Source organism: Streptomyces sp. NPDC110618, assembly GCF_055657065.1.
In genome coordinates, this window is record NZ_JBVKBN010000012.1 from 232,282 (window position 1) to 250,033 (window position 17,752).

Genomic DNA, 17,752 nt, shown 5'->3' on the forward strand with positions numbered 1-17,752 from the left:
TCGTCCCCAGTGATGACAACGGCCTCCCCCTTGCGCCTGATCAAGCGCAATCCTACGGTGATACATAGGATTCCGACGCCAAGGGAGCGAAGATGACTGGGGACGCGCGGAAGACCGCGGAGGGGCTGTCGTATCTCCTCGGGTTCGGCAACGAGCACAGCTCCGAGGCGGTGCCCGGCGCCCTCCCGGTGGGCCGCAACTCCCCGCAGCGCGCGCCCCTCGGGCTGTACGCGGAGCAACTGAGCGGTTCGGCGTTCACCGAGCCGCGCTCGCAGAACCGCCGTTCGTGGCTGTACCGGATCCGTCCCTCGGCGGCGCATCCGGCGTTCGCGCGCATGGACAACGGCGCGATCCGTACGGCGCCCTTCACCGAGACTGTGCCCGACCCGAACCGGCTGCGCTGGAACCCGCTGCCCGACCCCGCCCCCGGCACCGACTTCCTGGCCGGCCTGTGGACGCTCGGCGGCAACGGAGACGCCACCCAGCGCTGCGGTATCGCCGTGCACCTCTACCACGCGAACACCTCCATGGACCGGGTCTTCAGCGACGCCGACGGCGAGCTGCTGATCGTGCCGGAGCGCGGCGGGCTGCTGCTGCGCACCGAGTTCGGCCTGCTGCACGCCGAGCCGGGGCATGTGGCGCTGATCCCGCGCGGGGTGCGGTTCCGGGTGGAGCTGCTGGACCAGTCGGCCCGTGGTTACGTCTGCGAGAACTACGGCACCCCCTTCCAGCTCCCCGACCTCGGCCCGATCGGCGCCAACGGCCTCGCCAACGCGCGGGACTTCAGGGCGCCCGTCGCCGCGTACGAGGACGTCGAGGGGCCGGTGGAGGTGGTCAACAAGTTCTGCGGGAACCTGTGGCGGGCGGAGTACGGCCACTCCCCGCTCGACGTGGTCGCCTGGCACGGCACCCATGTGCCGTACGTGTACGACCTGCGCCGCTTCAACGTCATGGGGACCATCTCCTACGACCACCCGGACCCGTCGATCTTCACGGTGCTCACCTCCCCCTCCGACACGCCGGGCCTGGCCGGGGTCGACTTCGTGGTGTTCGCGCCGCGCTGGCTGGTGGGCGAGGACACCTTCCGGCCGCCGTACTTCCACCGGAACGTGATGAGCGAGTACATGGGCCTGATCGAGGGCGCCTACGACGCCAAGGCGGAGGGGTTCGTGCCGGGCGGGGGCTCGCTGCACAACATGATGTCGGCGCACGGCCCGGACCGGGAGACCTTCGACCGGGCCAGCGCCGCCGAGCTGAAGCCGCAGAAGATCGACGACGGGCTGGCGTTCATGTTCGAGACGCGCTGGCCGGTGGCGCTGACCGCGCAGGCGGCGGGGGCGGACCACCTGCAGCAGCGCTACGACGACGTGTGGCGGGGCCTCGAACGGCACTTCCGCCCCTTGCACTGATCAACTCCTGCCGGTACGGATGGCCCCGTGACCTCCTTCGCCCCGGACTCCATCGTCCTCAACCGCAAGCTGCCGCTGTGGTACCAGGTCTCGCAGTCGCTGCGGGCCTCGATACTCGGCCGCCGTCCGCAGGACCCGCTGCGCCTGCCCACCGAGGAGCAGCTGGCCGGGCACTACGGCGTGAGCGTGCTGACCATGCGGCAGGCGCTGAAGGAGCTGGAGGACGAGGGGCTGATCACCCGCCACCGGCGCCGGGGCACGTTCATCGAGCCGCATGTCCAGCGCGGGGCGCCGGTCAGGCTGCTGGGGTCGGTGGACGCGATCGTGGCGCAGCAGTCGGGCATGGCGGCCCGGCTGCTGGAGCACGGCAAGGGGCCGGTGCCGGGGGAGGTGGCGGAGTACTTCCCGGACCTGGAGGAGGTGGCCACGTACCACCGCCTGCGCAGTGACGAGAAGACAGGCGAGCCGACGAACCACGCCCGCAACTACGTCCGCCCCGAACTCGCCGACCGCGTCGACCCGGCCGACCTCGCGCGCTGGCCGATGACGAAGGTGCTGCGCGATGTGGTGGGCGCGGACATCAGCCGCATCACGGACACGGTGGAGGCCCGCCTGGCCGACCCCGAGACGGCCCGCCTGCTGGAAGTGCCGCTGCTGAGCCCGATCCTGCACTACACGGGCGTGACCTACGACTCGGACGGACGCGTGCTGGACGTGGCCGTCATCCACTACCGGGGCGACCGCTTCTCCTTCACGGTGACGCTGGAGGCTACCTAGGTCCTGTCTTCAAACTCCCGCCTGCCCCGAGCCGCCATGCACGCACTCTCGCCGCGGGGCCGCCCTCCGGGCGACGACGGGAGTTTGAAGACAGGCCCTAGCCCCCGTGCCCGGACCAGGACGTACCATGCCCCCCGTGACGCGCGACGACGCTCCGCCGCTGGCGGATCTCATGCCGTGGTCCGTCGCACCGCCGCGGCTGGGCCGGGGGTGGCCGACGGGCCCCGACTCGGGCTGCCTGAAAGCCCGCTGGGACGCCTTCGTCAAGGCGCAGGGCCCGGAGCGGGAGGCCCTGCTGGAGCCGAGCCGCTCGCGCACCCTGCACTCTGCGGTGGGTCAACTCCCGGGCCGCAGCGGCGGTACGGAGAGGCTGGCGCGGGCGTCCGGTCCGTGCCCGGAGCCGGTGCGCGTCCTGCACGCCCCCTTCGACGAGCAGTGGCTGATCCCCGACAACCGGCTGATCGACGCCGCCCGCCCCGAGCTGTGGCGGGTGGCGGACGAGCACCAGACGTTCCTGGTCGAGACGCCGGGCGGGCTGCTCGCCACCGGGCTGCTGCCGCTGCTGCGTCCGGGGCGGGTACGGCCGCTGTTCCGGCGCCCCGGCGGGGAGGAACCCAATGTGGCACCGGGGCTGTTGGACCACCTCGGGGATCGGCTCGGCGTAACGCCGACGGCCGGTGACTTCCTCGCCTGGACGCTCGCGACGGCCCGCCCCGAGCTGACCGTGCCGCTCACCGCGGACCCCGGACTCTGGTCCCGGGGCGTGGAGTTGGGCCGCCGGCTGCTGTGGCTGATGCGCCGGGACGGGGAGCGGCCCAAGCTGCCGGGCGGACGCCGCCCGTACGTCCGGGCCCCGCTCCCCCGCCGTCCGCTGACCCTCGTCTACGACGCCGCGGAGGAGACCCTGCACCTGGACGAGGGCCGTATCTCCCCGGTACCGCAGGAGGCCTGGGAGTACGACGTGGACGGCGTCCGGGTCCTGGAGCAGTGGTTCGCCGCGCGCACCGAGGAGACGGCACCGCCGGGGACCCTCGCGGCCGTGCGTCCGCAGAGCTGGCCGCAGACCTGGACCTCCGAACTCCTGGAACTCATCACGGTGTTGGCACTGCTGGCCGAAGTGCGCCCGCAACGGGAGGAGTTGACGCTCACCGCTCCGATCACGGCGGCGGAGCTGCGCGCGGCGGGTGTGCTGCCGGTGCCGGAGTCGGCGCGGCGTCCGGCGTCGGTGCTGGACTTCCACGAGGAGGGGCCCGAGGGGCAGTTCGCCCTCATCTGAACCCGCCGCTTACTCGTTCACTTGGGCGCAAAGCTGTCCAGCAGCCGCCGCACCATCCGGTCGAACGTCGCGTCCGGGTCCCCCTCTGGCCGTGGCCGAGGGCACGGTCTGCGGGATCCTCGGTCCCAACGGCGCCGGGAAGACCACGGCGGTGCGGCTGCTGACCACGCTGCTGCGGCCGGACGCCGGTTCGGCCCGGGTCGCCGGGTACGACCTGGTGCGGGAACCGGCACCCAGGTGCAGGCGAAGCGGAAGAGGAGCAGCAGGGTCAGGGCGGCCAGGGCCTGCGGGACCGTTCCCTCGAAGCGCCAGCCGACGGCCAGGCCCGCCCCCCTGCTGTCCGGCGCGTACATCCCGACAAAGAACCTGACGGGCTGGCTGCGCGCCCTGGCGGAGTGGAACCCCATCAGCGCCCTGACCACGGCCCTGCGCGACCTGTCCGGCACCGCCCCCGTCCCGGCGGACGCCGCCTGGCCGGTGACCCACCCCGTCGCGGGGACGCCGGCGTGGAGCGCGGCACTGATCGCGCTCGCGGCGCCGCCGGCCGTGCGGCGGTACACCAGGGGCTGACGGCGAGGCGCACGTCCGGGGCGCGAGAAGGTGACCCCCGTGGCCAATCCGGGTCCCCCCGAGGCATGATCACCCGCATGGAACCGCTGCCCCTCTCCGGAATCACCGTCGTCGCCGTGGAACAGGCCGTGGCCGCTCCCTTCGCCACTCGGCAGCTCGCCGACCTCGGGGCTCGGGTGATCAAGGTGGAGCGGGTGGACGGCGGGGACTTCGCCCGGGGGTACGACACCGCCGCCGCGGGACTGGCCTCGCACTTCGTGTGGTGCAACCGGGGGAAGGAGTCCATCGCCCTCGACCTGAAGGACCCGCGCGGGCTGGAGGTCGTACGGAAGCTCGTCGCGGACGCCGATGTGTTCGTACAGAACCTCGCGCACGGGGCGGCGGCGCGGCTGGGGCTGGACGCCGCCACCTTGTGCGCCGCGCATCCACGGCTGATCGCGGTCGACATCTCCGGGTACGGGTCCGGCGGGCCGTACGCGGACAAGCGGGCCTACGACATGCTCGTGCAGTGCGAGGCGGGCCTGGTGTCGGTGACCGGGACGCCCGAGCAGCCGGTGAAGGCGGGAATCCCGGCGGCGGACATCGCGGCGGCCATGTACGCCTTCTCGGGGGTGCTCGCGGCGCTGGTGCGCCGGGGCACGACCGGGCGGGGCGGGCCGGTGGAGGTGTCGATGCTGGAGTCCCTGGCCGAGTGGATGGGGCATCCGCTACACCACACCATCCACGGCGGCACTCCCCCGGAGCGCACCGGGCTGGCGCACGCGGTGATCGCCCCCTACGACGCCTACCCGACGGCGGACGATGGACGGGTACTGCTGTCGGTGCAGAACGACCGGGAGTGGCGACGGCTGGCCGAACAGGTGCTGGGGAAGCCGGAGTTGGGAACCGATCCGGAGTTCGCGACGAACGCGGCGCGGGTGGCCAACCGGGAGCGCACCGACGAGTACGTCGCCGAGGCGCTCGGCGCGCTCAATACCGACGAGGCGCTGGAGCGGCTGGAGGGCGCGGGGATCGCGTGCGCACGCCTGCGGGACCTGAACGAGGTGGCGGAGCATCCGCAGCTCGCCGCCCGGGAGCGGTGGCGGGAGGCGGGGACGCCAGCCGGGCCGCTGAAGGCACTGCTGCCGCCCATCACGCTGCCGGGCGGGGAGACGGCGCGGATGGGAGACGTGCCCGCGCTCGGGGAGCACACCGGGGCGCTGCTGCGAGCCGTGGGGATGGCGGACGACGAGATCGCAGCGCTGCGCCGGGACGGCGTGGTGGCCTGAGCGCGGGCCCTGGCGGGGTGGCCGGTGTCGGTCAGCGCCCGCCGAACAGCGAGCGGCGCAGTCGGCGCAGCGGTGCGAACAGCGAGACCCGGCGGACCCGCGCGCCCCTGCCGTTGCCGTCGTGCGCGGTGTCACGCGCGGTCAGCTCTCGCATCAGCAAGGTCGCCTCGGCCGTCTTCTGCTGCGGCACGGCGGGACCCGCCAGCACCGAGAGATGGCGGTCGAGGCGCGAACTGGTCGCGCTGCTCCCGCAAGTGATCGCAGGGACCCTCGCCCTGCTGCGCACTGTTATCTGTTCCATGTCACTCCCCACCCGTACGAGTCCACCCGGCCCGGGCAGGGTAACCCTATCGCCCCCGTGGGGCACTCGTGTATCGCGGTCACAGGATTCACCTTCCCCGTAAGGGTGTTGACGACTCGTCGCCGATTACTCTCCGAATCCGACCGATTTCAGGGCGAGTTGGACGATCGGCTGTGTCGTGGGCTGCGGCGAGCCGCCGTCCGGCTCGACGGTTACGGCGAGTGACGTCGCGGCGGTGTCGAGACCGGATGCGACCAAGGGCGTGTCGCGCTCGAAGAGCCCGAGGGAGCGCGGTTGTGCGCCGGGGCGCATGAGCCACAGCTGGCGCACGCGGCCCTGCGGGGGGTCGTCGTACCCGCCGAGCGTGACGACCGCGCTCCCCTCCGATGCGGAGGCGATTACTCCGATACTTCGCCCCTCTTCGTCCCGTCCCGTGCTCGCGCGCGCGTCCGGGGCGGCCAGAACGTGGGCGATCTCACGTGCCTGCGCCCGCTGTGCGTCCAACTGCTCGCGCGTGTCGTTCGCCTGTACGGCGAACAGCGAGGCGACCACGAGCGCGGCGGCGGCCGTGGCGGTGGCGAACGGCACGAACAGCGGCCGCCGCTCCCGCACCCGCGGCGGCGGCCCGGCGCCCCACACATGGGCCGGCAACTGCGGCTCGCGGGCGGGTCGCGCCCCTTCCTGCGGAGTCGCCCGTACGGCGGCCATGACCCGTTCGCGCAGCGCGGCCGGCGGCGGGGCGGAGGTGGACCAGGCCAGGCGGACCGCGTCCTCGGACAGGGTGCGCACCTCGGCGGCGCACCGCTCGCACTTGCGCAGGTGTCCTTCGAAGCGGTCCCGCTCGCCCTGCTCCAGGGCGTCGAGGGCGTAGGGGGCGGCGAGGGAGTGGAGATTCCCGCGGCGGAAGAGGCTCATGCGGCACCTCCCAGGCACTCGCGCAGCCGGGTCAGCCCGTCCCGCATCCGGGTCTTCACCGTGCCCAGCGGCAGCTTCAGCCGCTCGGCGACCTCACGGTAGGTGTAGCCGTCGTAGTAGGCGAGGGTGACGGACTGGCGCTGCAGGTTGGTGAGCCGGTCCAGGCAGCGGCGCACCCACTCGCGCTCCAGGCCGGCCTCGACCTCCTCGGACACCTGGTCGAAGGCGGGGTGGTGGGCCCGCCGCGCCTCGCGCTGCTCGCGCTCACCGGCCGCGCGGGCGCTGCGCACCCGGTCCACGGCCCGGCGGTGGGCGAGGGTGAGGATCCAGGACAGGGCGCTGCCCCGGCCGGGGTCGAACCGCGCCGCGGACCGCCACATCTCCAGCAGCACCTCTTGTGCCACCTCCTCCGACTGGGCGGGGTCCCGCACGACCCTGCGCACCAGTCCGAACACCGGCCCGGACACGATCCCGTACAACTCCTCGAATGCCTTGTGATCCCCACCAGCCACGAGCACCAGCAGCTCGTCCGCCTCCAACTCGTCTCCCCCTCCCGCGAGACCGCATCTGGGCCGTCCCGTCCCACGAGGTATTCGCAACACACCCACCTCCGGATGGGGTTACGGATCAGAAAGCCGAAAACGCGGGTCCGGGGGCCTTCGAAATGAGTTTTCAAGTTCGACCAATCCGCTTCCCGCCCCGCTCCGAATCCCGGTGCGTCAGGCAAGTTGAACCGAGGACGGACGGCATGACACCAAACTCCAGGAACGGCGTGGGACGCGCGGGCGTCGCGACCCTCATCTGTGGTGCGCTGGCCGCCGGGGGGCTCGCAGCCGCCGGCGTGACCGCGCTGGAACCGGGGGCGGCCGCCGCCTCCAGTCACCGGGAGGCCCCGCTGATCTCGGGGACCCCGCAGTACGACAACACGGACGTGTACGCGTTCGTCAGCCCGGACAAGCCGGACACGACGACGATCGTCGCCAACTGGATCCCCTTCGAGGAGCCGGCCGGCGGACCGAACTTCTTCACGTTCGCCGAGGACGCGCAGTACGACATCCACATCGACAACAACGGTGACGCGCAGGGCGAGCTGCTGTACCGCTTCACGTTCAAGACGCATGTGAAGAACAAGAAGACGTTCCTGTACAACACCGGGCCCGTCGAGAGCCTCGACGACCCCGACCTGAACATCACGCAGACGTACGACATCGACCTGCTGAAGCTGAAGGACCAGCAGCTGGTGTCGCGGACGAAGATCGCCAACGACGTACCGGTGGCGCCGTCGAACGTCGGCAAGGCGTCCATGCCGGACTACGCCAAGCTGCGCAAGGACGCCGTGCACCACCTGGCGGGCGGCGCCATGTCGTTCGCCGGCCAGGCCGACGACCCCTTCTTCCTCGACCTGCGGGTCTTCGACCTGCTGTACGGCGGGAACCTCAGCGAGGTCGGCAACGACACCCTCAAGGGCTACAACGTCAACTCCATCGCCCTCCAGGTGCCCACGCACATGATCACGGAGTCGGCGGAGCAGCCGATCGTCGGCATCTGGTCCACGACCCAGCGCAAGAACGCGCAGGGGCACTTCACCCAGGTCTCGCGGCTGGGCATGCCGCTGGTGAACGAGGTCGTCAACCCGATCAAGGACAAGGACAAGTTCAACGCGAGCGCGCCCTGGAACGACGGGCAGTTCCTGAAGAACGTCACCAACCCCGAGCTGCCCAAGCTGATCGAGGGGATCTACAAGATCCCGGCACCGGCCGAGCCGCGCAACGACCTCGTCGACGTCTTCCTCAAGGGCGTGGAGGGGCTCAACCAGCCGCCGAACGTACGTCCGGCGGAGGAGCTGCGGCTGAACACCTCGATCAAGCCGGCCGCCAAGCCGAAGCGGCTGGGCGTGCTGGACGGTGACAACGCCGGGTTCCCGAACGGGCGCCGGCTCACCGACGACGTGATCGACGCGGCGCTCCAGGTCGTCGAGGGCGAGCTGGTCGGCTCGAAGAACGACCTCGGGGACGCGGTCAACAAGAACGACAAGAAGTTCGAGAAGGCCTTCCCCTACGTCGCCCTGCCCACCGAGGGCTCCCGCGGTCCGCTGGCCAAGGGCGTCTCCGGCGGCAACGACGTGCGCAACCAGCTCGGCGACGCGCTCTCCCCGGCCGGTTCCTCCTCCGGGGGTTCGACCGACACGACGCTGATCGCGGCGTCCGCGGGCGCCGGCGCACTGGGCGTCCTGCTGGTCGGGGCGGCGCTGCTGTGGTGGCGGCGGATGCGGGAGCGGGCGTACTAGGCGCTCGTCTTCGGGGTGCGGGGGCCACTCCCCCGCACCCCCCTTGCCGCTGACCCCGTTTCTTCGTAAGTGATCTAGGAGAGGGCCATGAATTCGCGCGCCCAACTCGGGTTGTGTGCCGTGCTGTTGGCTGTAGCGCTCACCGGCGGGGCCGTGGCCCTCGGGGGCGGGTCGGAGGCGCCCCCGCAGAGCACCTCGCCCGTGTCGGCGGCGGCCCTGCGGTCCGGCGACGTCAAGGCCCTCCAGGCCCATCTGCGCGCACAGCCGCGGGACTTCGGCGGCTGGGCGACCCTCGGGCTCGCGTACGTGGAGCAGGCCCGCACGACCGGCGACGCCTCCCGCTACCCGCACGCCGAGCGGGCGCTGAAGCGCTCGCTGAAGCTGCGGCCCGGCAACGACCAGGCGCTCGCCGGTCAGGCCGCCCTGGCCGCGGCCCGGCACGACTTCCCGGCCGCCCTCACGTACGCGGACCGCGCGCTGAAGGCCAATCCCTACAGCGAGCGGGCGCTGGCCAGCCGGATCGACGCGCTGGTCGAGCTCGGGCGGTACGACGACGCGGCCGAGGCCGCCGACCTCGCCGACGAACGGCGGCCGGGGATACCGGTGTTCACCCGGTACGCGTACGTCCACGAGCTGAGCGGCGACGTGAAGACCGCGCGGCGCGTGCTGAAGCAGGCCCTCGCCTCCGCCACGGCCGCCCCGGACGTGGCGTACGTGGCCACGCAGCTCGGCCAACTCGCCTGGAACCAGGGCGACTACGAGGAGGCGCTGCTGTACTTCGCCCGCGCGCTCGCCGCCGACGACACGTATCTGCCCGCGCTGGAGGGCCGTGCCCGGGCGCAGGCCGCCGACGGGGACCGGGAGGGCGCCGTGCGGGGGATGGAGGCGGTCGTGGCGAAGTCCCCGCTGCCCGGACCGCTGGTGGTACTGGGCGAGCTGTACGAGGCCCGGGGCGACCGGGAGCGGGCCGACGACCAGTACGCCCTCGTCGACGCCTGGACGGCGCTGGCGCGGGCCAACGGCGTCAACGCCGACCTCGACACCGCCCTCGCCGCGGCCGACCACGGCGACGCGAAGGCGGCGCTGCGGGCGGCCCGCGCCGAGTGGGACCGCCGCGAGACCGTCCACACCGCGGACGCCCTGGCCTGGGCCCTGCACGCCGACGGCCGCGACAAGGAGGCCCTGCGGTACACCCGCCGGGCCACCGCCACCGGCTACCGCAACGCCACGTTCCTCTACCACCGCGGCATGATCGAGTACGCGGCGGGCGAGAAGGACGCCGCGCAGAAGCACCTGCGGCAAGCCCTGAGGCTCAACCCCGGGTTCTCCCCCCTGGGCGCCCGGGAGGCCCGCGCGGCACTCAAGGACCTGGGAGCCGCCAAGTGACCCCGAGCCGCCCGACCGCCTCCGCCGCGGCGCCGATTCACCACCCCGAAGGCCCCTCCGCCCCACGGGACACCCGCCGCCGGCAGAACCCCGGAGGCCGACGCATTGCCCTCCCGAGCCCGATCGCCTCCACCACGGCCCCGACTCACCGCCCCGAAAGCCCCACCGCCGACCGGACCACCCGCCGCCGACAGAACCCCGGACGCCGACGCATGCCCCTCCGCCGTCTCGTCGCCTCCGGTGCCACCCTGCTCGCGGCGGTCGGTGCCCTCGTGCTGACCCCGGCCGCGTCCGCGAGCGCGCACCCGCTCGGGAACTTCACCGTCAACCGCTACGACGGCCTGGTCGTCACCCCGGACGCCCTCCGCGTCGACCACGTCGAGGACCTCGCCGAGATCCCGGCGACCCAGGCGAAGCCGGAGGTCGAGCGGAAGGGCCTCGACAAGTGGGCCCGGGAGCGGTGCGCGAGCGCGGCCCGGGACAGCGCCCTGACCGTCGGCGGGCGGAGTGTTCCGCTCACCGTCGAGAGCGGCAAGGCGCAGGTGCGCCCCGGTCAGGCCGGGCTGGACACCCTGCGCGTGGAGTGCGAGTTCAGCGCGCCGCTGCCCGAGGATGAGACGCTCACCCTCGCCTTCGAGGCCGCCGGTGCCGAGTCCGGGCCCGGCTGGCGCGAGGTCACCGCGCGCGGCGACCGGATGACGCTCACCGACTCCGACGTACCGCGCAAGTCGCTGTCCGGGGAGCTGACCGCGTACCCGGAGAAGCTGCTCTCCTCCCCCGCCGACACCGCGTCCGCCGAGCTGACCGTACGCCCCGGCGGGCCCGCCCTCGCCGAGGAGGAACGGGACGCGCCCGGCGCCTCGATACTGCCGCGCGGCGCCGACCGCTTCACGCAGGCCCTGGAATCCCTGGTCGCGCGCAACGACCTCACCGTCGGCTTCGCCGCGCTCGCGCTGTTCATCGCCGTGGGCCTGGGCGCCCTGCACGCGCTCGCGCCCGGCCACGGCAAGACGCTGATGGCGGCGGTGGCCACGGCCCGCGGCGGCCGCGCCCGGATGAAGGACGTCCTGCCGCTCGCCGCCTCGGTGACGGTCACCCACACGCTGGGCGTGGTCGCCCTGGGCCTGCTGGTCACCGCGGGCTCGGCCGCCGCGCCGTCCGTGATCACCTGGCTCGGCATCGCCAGCGGCGCCCTGGTGATGGCCGCGGGCGCCACCCTCCTGCGCCGGGCCTGGCACCAGCGAAGCCACCGGCACGCCCATGCCCAGGCGCACTCCCACACCCACGAACGCACCCCGGCCCTGGTCGGCGCCCACTCCCACGGCGACGAGCACGGCCACGCACACGAACACTCCCACGCCCACGAGCCCGAGGAACACCACCCGCACGAACACCCCCACCCGCATCCCCACACCCACACGCACACCCACGGCGGTCACACCCACACCCACTCCACCGCCCCCACCGTGCGCGGCACGATCCTGCTCGGCTTCGCCGGAGGCCTCGTGCCGAGCCCGTCCGCCGTGGTCGTCCTGGTCGGCGCCGCCGCACTCGGGCACGCCTGGTTCGGGCTGCTGCTGGTCGTGGCGTACGGGGTGGGGCTCGCCCTGACCCTGACGGCGGCCGGGTACGCGGTCGTGCGCCTCGGGGCGGGGGCGAGCCGGTGGGTGGAGCGGCGTCCGCGCTGGGCCGTTCACCCGGTGGCGGGCCTGGTCCGCCGTACCGCACCGCTGGTGTCCGCGTTGGTCGTCGTCGCTCTTGGGGCCGGATTGGTGCTCAAGGGGGCGGCATCAGCACTCGGTTGAGCTACTTTGTGAGGAAAAGGAGACTTCGCGCGCATGCGAATGGGGGCGCCCGTGTCCGACGCGACGGGCAGTGAACGAGTGATCGCGGACCGCTACCGCCTCCTGTCCCCGCTCGGTGAGGGCGGCATGGGGACGGTCTGGCGCGCTCGCGACGAAGTGCTGCACCGCGAGGTCGCCGTCAAGGAGGTCCGTGCCCCGCACGGGCTGCCGGCCGCCGATGTGGAGCGGATGTACGCCCGCCTGGAGCGCGAGGCGTGGGCCGCGGCGCGGGTGGCGAACCGCAATGTGGTGACGGTGTACGACGTGGCCACGCAGGACGGCCGCCCGTGGATCGTGATGGAGCTGGTGCGCGGTATCTCGCTTGCCGATCTCCTGGACGCCGAGGGCCCGTTGTCACCGCAGCGCGCGGCGCACATCGGGGCCGAGGTGCTGGCGGCGCTGCGGGCCGCGCACGAGGCGGGGGTGCTGCACCGGGACGTGAAACCGGCGAACGTTCTGCTGGAGAACGACGGCCGCGTGGTGCTCACCGACTTCGGGATCGCCCAGGTGGAGGGCAGTTCCGCACTCACCATGACCGGCGAGGTGATCGGCTCGCCCGAGTTCCTCGCCCCGGAGCGGGCCCTGGGCCGCACGCCCGGCCCCGAGTCGGACCTGTGGTCGCTGGGCGTGCTGCTGTACGCGGCGGTGGAGGGCAACTCCCCGTTCCGCCAGGACACCCCGCTGAGCACCCTGCGCGCCATCGTGGACGAGGAGCTGCCGCCGCCGCGCCGGGCCGGTCCGCTCACCCCGGTGATCGAGGGCCTGCTGCGCAAGGACCCGGCCGAGCGGCTCTCCGCCGAACTGGCCGAGCGGGAGCTGCGGGTGATCGGCGCGGGCGGCGGGCCGCGCGCGGGGACGGTCGGCGCGACGCCGTACGCCCCGACCATGGTCTCGCACCAGCCGCCGCCGACACCGCCCCGGCCGTATCCGGTGACGCCTTCCGCCCACGCGGCCCCCACCGCGACCACCAGCCCCACCGGCCCCGAGCGCCCCGGCCGCAACCGTCGTGCCGCCATCGTCCTGGTCGCGGGGCTGGCCGCGCTGGCGCTCGCGGTGGCCGGTCTGACGTACGCGCTGCTCAACCGCGACGGCGACAACGGCAAGGAGGCGGACGGCGGTACGACCGGTCAGGTGGAGACGGAGAAGCAGGCCACGCCGTCCGAGACCGAGGACGACACCACCCCGACCGCCGATCCGACACCGAGCGAGACGGCGACGCAGTCCACCCCGCCGCCGCAGTCGGTGCATGTGACGCTCGCTGGGTCGAACACGGAGTACGAGGGCACCTGTCCGCCGCCGCAGGCCGAGGCGCCGTCGTTCACGGCCACGTTCACGGTGGGGCGGCTGCCCGCCGAGGTCAGCTATCGCTGGGTGTCGCGGGACGGCGATGTCATGGACTCGGGGTGGAAGACGCTGTCGTTCCCGGAGGGAGGCTCGCGCACCAAGCAGGACCGGGCGTTCGTGACGACGAACGACGAGAGCGGGTCGCTGGAGAACGAGATCGGCGTCGAGGTGCGCTCCCCGGTGGAGACGAAGTCCAACTCGGTCGCCTTCTCGATCACGTGTGGGACGGAGACCCCGACGAACGGGGTCTCCCCTTCGCCTTCAGTGAGCTACTGAGGTTCTTCGGTGAGTTACTGAGTTCCTCGGTGAGTTACTGAGGTTCAGGTCCGATGCGGTGACGAGGATCAGGCCGCGCCGTTCAGTACGGGCAGGTAGCCGCCGGACTGGCCGGCCGCGGTCGGGTGGTACGACTCGCCGATGTTGAGCCAGTTGACGCTGTGCAGCCAGGAGCTGCTGGAGCAGATCTCGTGGTTGGTGAAGGTGGTGCGCACATCGCCGAAGGTGAAGGAGTGCGCCTGGGCGCGGGCCTTCACGGCGTTGTTGAGGTAGTCGGAGGCGTCGTTGATGGCCTTGCGCTTGGTCTCGGACAGGCCGAGGCAGGACTGGCCGAGCTTGTAGAAGCGCGGGTAACCGAGCACGACGACACGGGCGTTGGGTGCCTTGGTACGGATCGCCGAGTAGACGCTGTCGAGCTTTCCGGGCAGCGTCGAGTCGACGTACGCCCTGGCGGTGTTGATGCGGGAGATGCAGGAGCTGTCGGACTGGAGCACACAGGTCGTCATGACGTCGGCGAATCCGGCGTCATTGCCGCCGATGCTGATGGAGACCAGTGCGGTGGACGAGTTGAGCGGGCCCATCTGGTTGGCCAGAACATCACCCGTTCGGGCGCCCGAGCAGGCCGTGAAGGCGAACGACGAGGGTGAGTTGGCGGCCGCCCAGAGGTAGGGGTGGGCCTTCGTGCTGCGCTTGCAGTCGCCGCTGGAGCTGATGTAGCTGCCGGCGCCGACGCCCGAGGCGTAGGAGTCACCGAGCGCCACATAGGGCCCCGTGGCGGCCTGCGCGGAGCCGGCGCCGGTGAGTACGGCGCCGACGGCGAGGAGGAGTGAGCCGACGTATGCGGCAATTCGGGAACGTCTCATGGAACCTCCCTTTAGCAGGATCTCTGCCACATCTGTCGTAGCAGCTACGCGTGTTGACAGGAAGTGTCCATGTCAAGATTTTCGGTACCGAACCACCCTGTTATCTGTGCGTTTGCTGTGGCTTTGATTACGTGCACATGACAGATTTGTTGACAGCTCCTCAACTCCCTTGTTCCGCAAGGGAGTTGGCCCGAGGCTGGAGCCACCCCACAGACGCGCCCCCACCCAAGTGCGCGTCGCCAATGAGGAGGACTCCCTCGGATGGCACAACTGCGTAGGAACAAGCTCCGGTTCGCCGCCCTGACCGGCCTGGCGACCGCGGCACTCGTCGGCGGACTCATCTCCCTGCCCGCTCAGGCCGCACCGGCCGAGGGCAGGGTCCTGGCCGCCGATTCCCCCACAGCGATCAAGGACAGCTACATCGTCACGCTGAAGAAGGGCGCCGGTCTCAAGGCGGCCTCCAGCGCGGGCAAGAGCCTGATCAAGGAGTACGGCGGCAAGGTCGACAAGACGTTCGGCAAGGTCCTCAACGGCTACTCGGCGACCCTCTCCGCGGCAGAGGCCAGAAGGCTCGCCGCCGACCCGTCGGTCGCCTCCGTCGAGCAGAACCAGCGCGTCCAGCTGACCGACACCACCCAGACCAGCGCGCCCTGGGGCCTGGACCGCATCGACCAGACCTCGCTCCCGCTCTCCGGCACCTACACCTACCCGGACAGCGCGGGCAGCGGAGTGACGGTCTACGTCATCGACACCGGCGTGCGCATCACCCACTCGCAGATCAGCGGCCGGGCCAGCTACGGCTACGACGCCGTCGACGGCGACACCACCGCCTCCGACGGCAACGGCCACGGCACCCACGTGGCCACCACGATCGCGGGCTCGACCTACGGCGTCGCCAAGAAGGCGAAGATCGTCGCGGTCCGGGTGCTCAACAACAGCGGCTCCGGCACCACGGCCGGGGTGATCGCGGGCATCGACTGGGTCACCGCCAACCACTCCGGCCCCTCGGTCGCCAACATGTCGCTCGGCGGCGGCGCCTCCACCTCCCTGGACACGGCGGTCGCCAACTCCATCGCCAGCGGCGTGACCTACGCGGTCGCGGCGGGCAACAGCAGCGCCAACGCCTCCTCGTACTCCCCGGCCCGCGTCGCCGCCGCGATCACCGTCGGCGCCACCACCAGCACCGACGCCCGGGCCAGCTACTCCAACTACGGGTCGGTTCTGGACATCTTCGCGCCCGGCTCCTCCATCACGGCGGGCTGGCACACCAGTGACACCGCGACGAACACCATCTCCGGCACCTCGATGGCCACCCCGCACGTCGCGGGCGCCGCGGCGGTCTACCTGGCGAACCACACCTCCTCCACCCCGGCCCAGGTCGCCTCGGCCCTGACCGCGGGCGCCACCACCGGCAAGGTCACCAGCCCCGGCACCGGCTCCCCGAACCGGCTGCTGAAGCTCGTCCCGTAACGCCGGACCACAGCTTCACCGTCCGCACCACCCGTTCCCCGGAGGCGCCCCACTCGCCTCCGGGGAACGCTCGTTCCGCCTCCGGGAAATCGGTCGTTCTTCAACCATCGCCGTCTTGACTCCCGCCGCGCGACTGCGCCACATTGAAGCCCGGCATCCGGCGCTTCGGGGGGCAAAGTCGCCAATGCAGACCTTAAGGATCAGAACCACATCATCGGACGGCGCTCGGCGCGCGCGACCAGGATCGGAAGACCTGGCGCCGCTGCTGGCGGGAGCCGCGACGGCCGTGGGGGCGGCCGGAGCACTGCTCGCGCTCGCCGACAGCGACTCACCGCTGCGCGGACCGCTCACTCTCTTCTTCCTGCTCGCGGCACCGGCCGCGGCCATCGCCGTCGCACTGCGCGGCCTGGACCTCTTCGGGCGCGCCATCGCCTCGCTGGCGGGCGCGGTCGTCGTCAACATGCTGGTGGCGCAGGCGATGCTGGCCGTGCACCGATGGTCGGCCGAGGGCGGCATCGTCGCCGTGACCGCGATCAGCCTGCTGCTGCTCCTGCTCGTGTCGCTCCGGCGGCTGCGCGCCCGTACGGAAAGAAAGCGGACTGTCTGACGTGGACATCAGCGTGTACCGTCCCGGCGAGCTGACCGCCGCCGACCGGACGGCGTGGACGGCGATGCAGTCCAAGGCCCATCTGCACGGTTCGCCCGAGCTGGCGAACCCCTTCCTGTCACCCGAGTTCACCCTCGCGGTCGGCCGCTGCCGGCCCGGGGTGCGTATCGCGGTCGTCCGGGAGTCCGGCGAGCCCGCCGCGTTCTTCCCGTACCAGCGCACCGCGACCGGAGTCGGCCGGGCCGTCGGGCTCGGGGTCTCCGACGCCCAAGGTGTGGTGCACCGGCCGGGGTTCGAGTGGGACGCCCGGGAACTGCTGCGCGCCTGCGGGCTCGCGGTGTGGGAGTTCGACCACCTGGTCGAGGGCCAGACGGCGTTCATCGGCTCGGCCACCGGCACGTTCCCCTCACCGGTCATGGACGTGGACCAGGGGTACGAGGCGTATCTGGCGCACCTGCGGGAGCGCTCCCCCAAGTTCACCCGGACCACCCTCGCCAAGGAGCGCAAGCTCGGCCGCGACCACCGGGGCGTGCGGTATGTGCACGACGAACGGGACCCGGCCGCGCTGCGCACCCTGATGGAGTGGAAGTCGGCGCAGTACCGGCGCACCGGGCGCAGCGACCGCTTCGCGCAGGAGTGGATAACCCGGCTGGTGGAGCACCTGTTCCACACCCGGACCGACTCCTTCGCGGGTGTGCTGTCGGTCCTCTACGCCGACGGCCGCCCGATCGCCGCGCACTTCGGACTGCGCACCGAGCGGGTGCTGGCGTGCTGGTTCCCGGCGTACGACCCGGCGTTCGCGAAGTACTCCCCCGGTCTGGTGCTGCATCTGCGGATGGCCGAGGCGGCCGCCGCCGACGGCATCGCCTATCTGGACCTCGGCCGGGGCCAGAAGGAATACAAGGACTCCCTGAAGTCGCGCGAGATTGGCGTGGCCGAGGGGTGGGTGACCCGGCGTCACCCGGTGGCGTTCGGTCACCGGGCCCGGCGTGCTCCGGTGCGGGCGCTGCGCAATGTCGTGGTGTCCCGGCCGGAACTGTTCGAGCCGGCCGACCGTCTGCTCAAGCGAGTGGGAAAGATCCGCTCAGGACGGAAGTAACGGAAAAACCAACAAAAACGTGAGTCCTGGTTTCAGGTCTTGCCATACGGACGCAATCGT

General features: G+C 72.0%; 15 protein-coding genes and 2 pseudogenes. 13 read left to right on the forward strand and 4 right to left on the reverse strand.

Annotation, left to right across the window (positions count from 1 at the left end; translation table 11 throughout):
- Positions 1–92 precede the first annotated feature (92 nt).
- From hmgA to ACZ7L7_RS22050, 6 genes and pseudogenes are all read left to right on the forward strand, one after another.
- Entirely contained in the window at positions 93–1,409 is a 1,317-nt protein-coding gene (gene hmgA, locus ACZ7L7_RS22025) for a homogentisate 1,2-dioxygenase (protein ID WP_472076862.1), read from the forward strand.
- A gap of 27 nt (positions 1,410–1,436) precedes the next feature.
- Positions 1,437–2,186 (forward strand): GntR family transcriptional regulator, encoded by a 750-nt coding sequence (locus ACZ7L7_RS22030; protein WP_285511594.1) that lies wholly within the window; start codon positions 1,437–1,439, stop codon positions 2,184–2,186.
- Positions 2,187–2,313: 127 nt separating this feature from the next.
- Positions 2,314–3,462 carry a type ISP restriction/modification enzyme gene (locus tag ACZ7L7_RS22035; protein ID WP_472076864.1) on the forward strand — a complete coding sequence of 383 codons (1,149 nt, stop codon included), beginning with the start codon at positions 2,314–2,316 and terminating at the stop codon, positions 3,460–3,462.
- An 85-nt stretch (positions 3,463–3,547) separates the two neighbouring features.
- A pseudogene (locus tag ACZ7L7_RS22040) lies at positions 3,548–3,715 on the forward strand (ATP-binding cassette domain-containing protein); the annotation flags it as partial.
- A 77-nt stretch (positions 3,716–3,792) separates the two neighbouring features.
- Positions 3,793–4,032, forward strand: a pseudogene (locus tag ACZ7L7_RS22045) (ABC transporter permease); the annotation flags it as partial.
- 65 nt (positions 4,033–4,097) lie between these two features.
- Complete coding sequence (locus tag ACZ7L7_RS22050; protein ID WP_472076866.1) at positions 4,098–5,300, forward strand: CaiB/BaiF CoA transferase family protein; 1,203 nt, start codon at positions 4,098–4,100, stop codon at positions 5,298–5,300.
- Between the two features lie 31 nt (positions 5,301–5,331).
- On the opposite strand, the gene ACZ7L7_RS22055 is transcribed toward ACZ7L7_RS22050, so the two are convergent.
- The 3 genes from ACZ7L7_RS22055 to ACZ7L7_RS22065 form a co-directional block, all read right to left on the reverse strand.
- Positions 5,332–5,601 carry a hypothetical protein gene (locus tag ACZ7L7_RS22055; RefSeq protein ID WP_285511597.1) on the reverse strand — a complete coding sequence of 90 codons (270 nt, stop codon included), beginning with the start codon at positions 5,599–5,601 and terminating at the stop codon, positions 5,332–5,334.
- Between the two features lie 126 nt (positions 5,602–5,727).
- A complete protein-coding gene (locus ACZ7L7_RS22060; RefSeq protein WP_472076868.1) occupies positions 5,728–6,516 on the reverse strand; it encodes an anti-sigma factor in 789 nt (262 codons plus the stop codon).
- Positions 6,513–7,055, reverse strand: a complete 543-nt coding sequence (locus ACZ7L7_RS22065; protein ID WP_093724567.1) for a sigma-70 family RNA polymerase sigma factor — start codon at positions 7,053–7,055, stop codon at positions 6,513–6,515. The genes ACZ7L7_RS22060 and ACZ7L7_RS22065 overlap by 4 nt, the downstream gene beginning before the upstream one ends.
- 209 nt (positions 7,056–7,264) lie before the next feature.
- Here ACZ7L7_RS22065 and ACZ7L7_RS22070 point away from each other — a divergent pair, with 209 nt between their 5' ends.
- The 4 genes from ACZ7L7_RS22070 to ACZ7L7_RS22085 all read left to right on the forward strand — a co-directional run bounded on the left by ACZ7L7_RS22070 (position 7,265) and on the right by ACZ7L7_RS22085 (position 13,653).
- Complete coding sequence (locus ACZ7L7_RS22070; protein ID WP_472076870.1) at positions 7,265–8,803, forward strand: DUF4331 domain-containing protein; 1,539 nt, start codon at positions 7,265–7,267, stop codon at positions 8,801–8,803.
- An 87-nt stretch (positions 8,804–8,890) separates the two neighbouring features.
- The gene (locus ACZ7L7_RS22075) at positions 8,891–10,189 is read left to right on the forward strand and encodes a tetratricopeptide repeat protein (protein WP_250748998.1); all 1,299 of its coding nucleotides are present in this window, start codon (positions 8,891–8,893) and stop codon (positions 10,187–10,189) included.
- 212 nt (positions 10,190–10,401) lie between these two features.
- Complete coding sequence (locus tag ACZ7L7_RS22080; RefSeq protein ID WP_285511603.1) at positions 10,402–11,994, forward strand: HoxN/HupN/NixA family nickel/cobalt transporter; 1,593 nt, start codon at positions 10,402–10,404, stop codon at positions 11,992–11,994.
- 33 nt (positions 11,995–12,027) lie between these two features.
- Positions 12,028–13,653, forward strand: coding sequence for a serine/threonine-protein kinase (locus ACZ7L7_RS22085; protein WP_471593437.1), 1,626 nt, complete (start codon positions 12,028–12,030; stop codon positions 13,651–13,653).
- Positions 13,654–13,721: 68 nt separating this feature from the next.
- On the opposite strand, the gene ACZ7L7_RS22090 is transcribed toward ACZ7L7_RS22085, so the two are convergent.
- Positions 13,722–14,516 carry an SGNH/GDSL hydrolase family protein gene (locus ACZ7L7_RS22090; RefSeq protein ID WP_285511604.1) on the reverse strand — a complete coding sequence of 265 codons (795 nt, stop codon included), beginning with the start codon at positions 14,514–14,516 and terminating at the stop codon, positions 13,722–13,724.
- Positions 14,517–14,777: 261 nt separating this feature from the next.
- Between ACZ7L7_RS22090 and ACZ7L7_RS22095 the strand changes: the two genes are divergently transcribed.
- The 3 genes from ACZ7L7_RS22095 (at position 14,778) to ACZ7L7_RS22105 (ending at position 17,692) form a co-directional block, all read left to right on the forward strand.
- Positions 14,778–15,986, forward strand: a complete 1,209-nt coding sequence (locus ACZ7L7_RS22095) for a S8 family peptidase (protein ID WP_471593438.1) — start codon at positions 14,778–14,780, stop codon at positions 15,984–15,986.
- A 286-nt stretch (positions 15,987–16,272) separates the two neighbouring features.
- A complete protein-coding gene (locus ACZ7L7_RS22100; protein WP_352230198.1) occupies positions 16,273–16,593 on the forward strand; it encodes a hypothetical protein in 321 nt (106 codons plus the stop codon).
- A gap of 1 nt (position 16,594) precedes the next feature.
- Complete coding sequence (locus ACZ7L7_RS22105) at positions 16,595–17,692, forward strand: GNAT family N-acetyltransferase (protein WP_453605388.1); 1,098 nt, start codon at positions 16,595–16,597, stop codon at positions 17,690–17,692.
- The last annotated feature ends 60 nt before the right edge of the window (positions 17,693–17,752 follow it).

What these genes read in the sequence shown, in the direction of transcription:
- ACZ7L7_RS22080 (WP_285511603.1), top strand. Translation starts at nt 10,402, where the DNA reads ATGCCCCTCCGCCGTCTCGTCGCCTCCGGTGCCACCCTGCTCGCGGCG.
- ACZ7L7_RS22050 (WP_472076866.1), top strand. Translation starts at nt 4,098, where the DNA reads ATGATCACCCGCATGGAACCGCTGCCCCTCTCCGGAATCACCGTCGTC.
- ACZ7L7_RS22085 (WP_471593437.1), top strand. Translation starts at nt 12,028, where the DNA reads ATGCGAATGGGGGCGCCCGTGTCCGACGCGACGGGCAGTGAACGAGTG.
- ACZ7L7_RS22055 (WP_285511597.1), bottom strand. Translation starts at nt 5,601, where the DNA reads ATGGAACAGATAACAGTGCGCAGCAGGGCGAGGGTCCCTGCGATCACT.
- ACZ7L7_RS22075 (WP_250748998.1), top strand. Translation starts at nt 8,891, where the DNA reads ATGAATTCGCGCGCCCAACTCGGGTTGTGTGCCGTGCTGTTGGCTGTA.
- ACZ7L7_RS22035 (WP_472076864.1), top strand. Translation starts at nt 2,314, where the DNA reads ATGCCCCCCGTGACGCGCGACGACGCTCCGCCGCTGGCGGATCTCATG.
- ACZ7L7_RS22070 (WP_472076870.1), top strand. Translation starts at nt 7,265, where the DNA reads ATGACACCAAACTCCAGGAACGGCGTGGGACGCGCGGGCGTCGCGACC.
- ACZ7L7_RS22090 (WP_285511604.1), bottom strand. Translation starts at nt 14,516, where the DNA reads ATGAGACGTTCCCGAATTGCCGCATACGTCGGCTCACTCCTCCTCGCC.
- ACZ7L7_RS22060 (WP_472076868.1), bottom strand. Translation starts at nt 6,516, where the DNA reads ATGAGCCTCTTCCGCCGCGGGAATCTCCACTCCCTCGCCGCCCCCTAC.
- hmgA (WP_472076862.1), top strand. Translation starts at nt 93, where the DNA reads ATGACTGGGGACGCGCGGAAGACCGCGGAGGGGCTGTCGTATCTCCTC.
- ACZ7L7_RS22095 (WP_471593438.1), top strand. Translation starts at nt 14,778, where the DNA reads ATGGCACAACTGCGTAGGAACAAGCTCCGGTTCGCCGCCCTGACCGGC.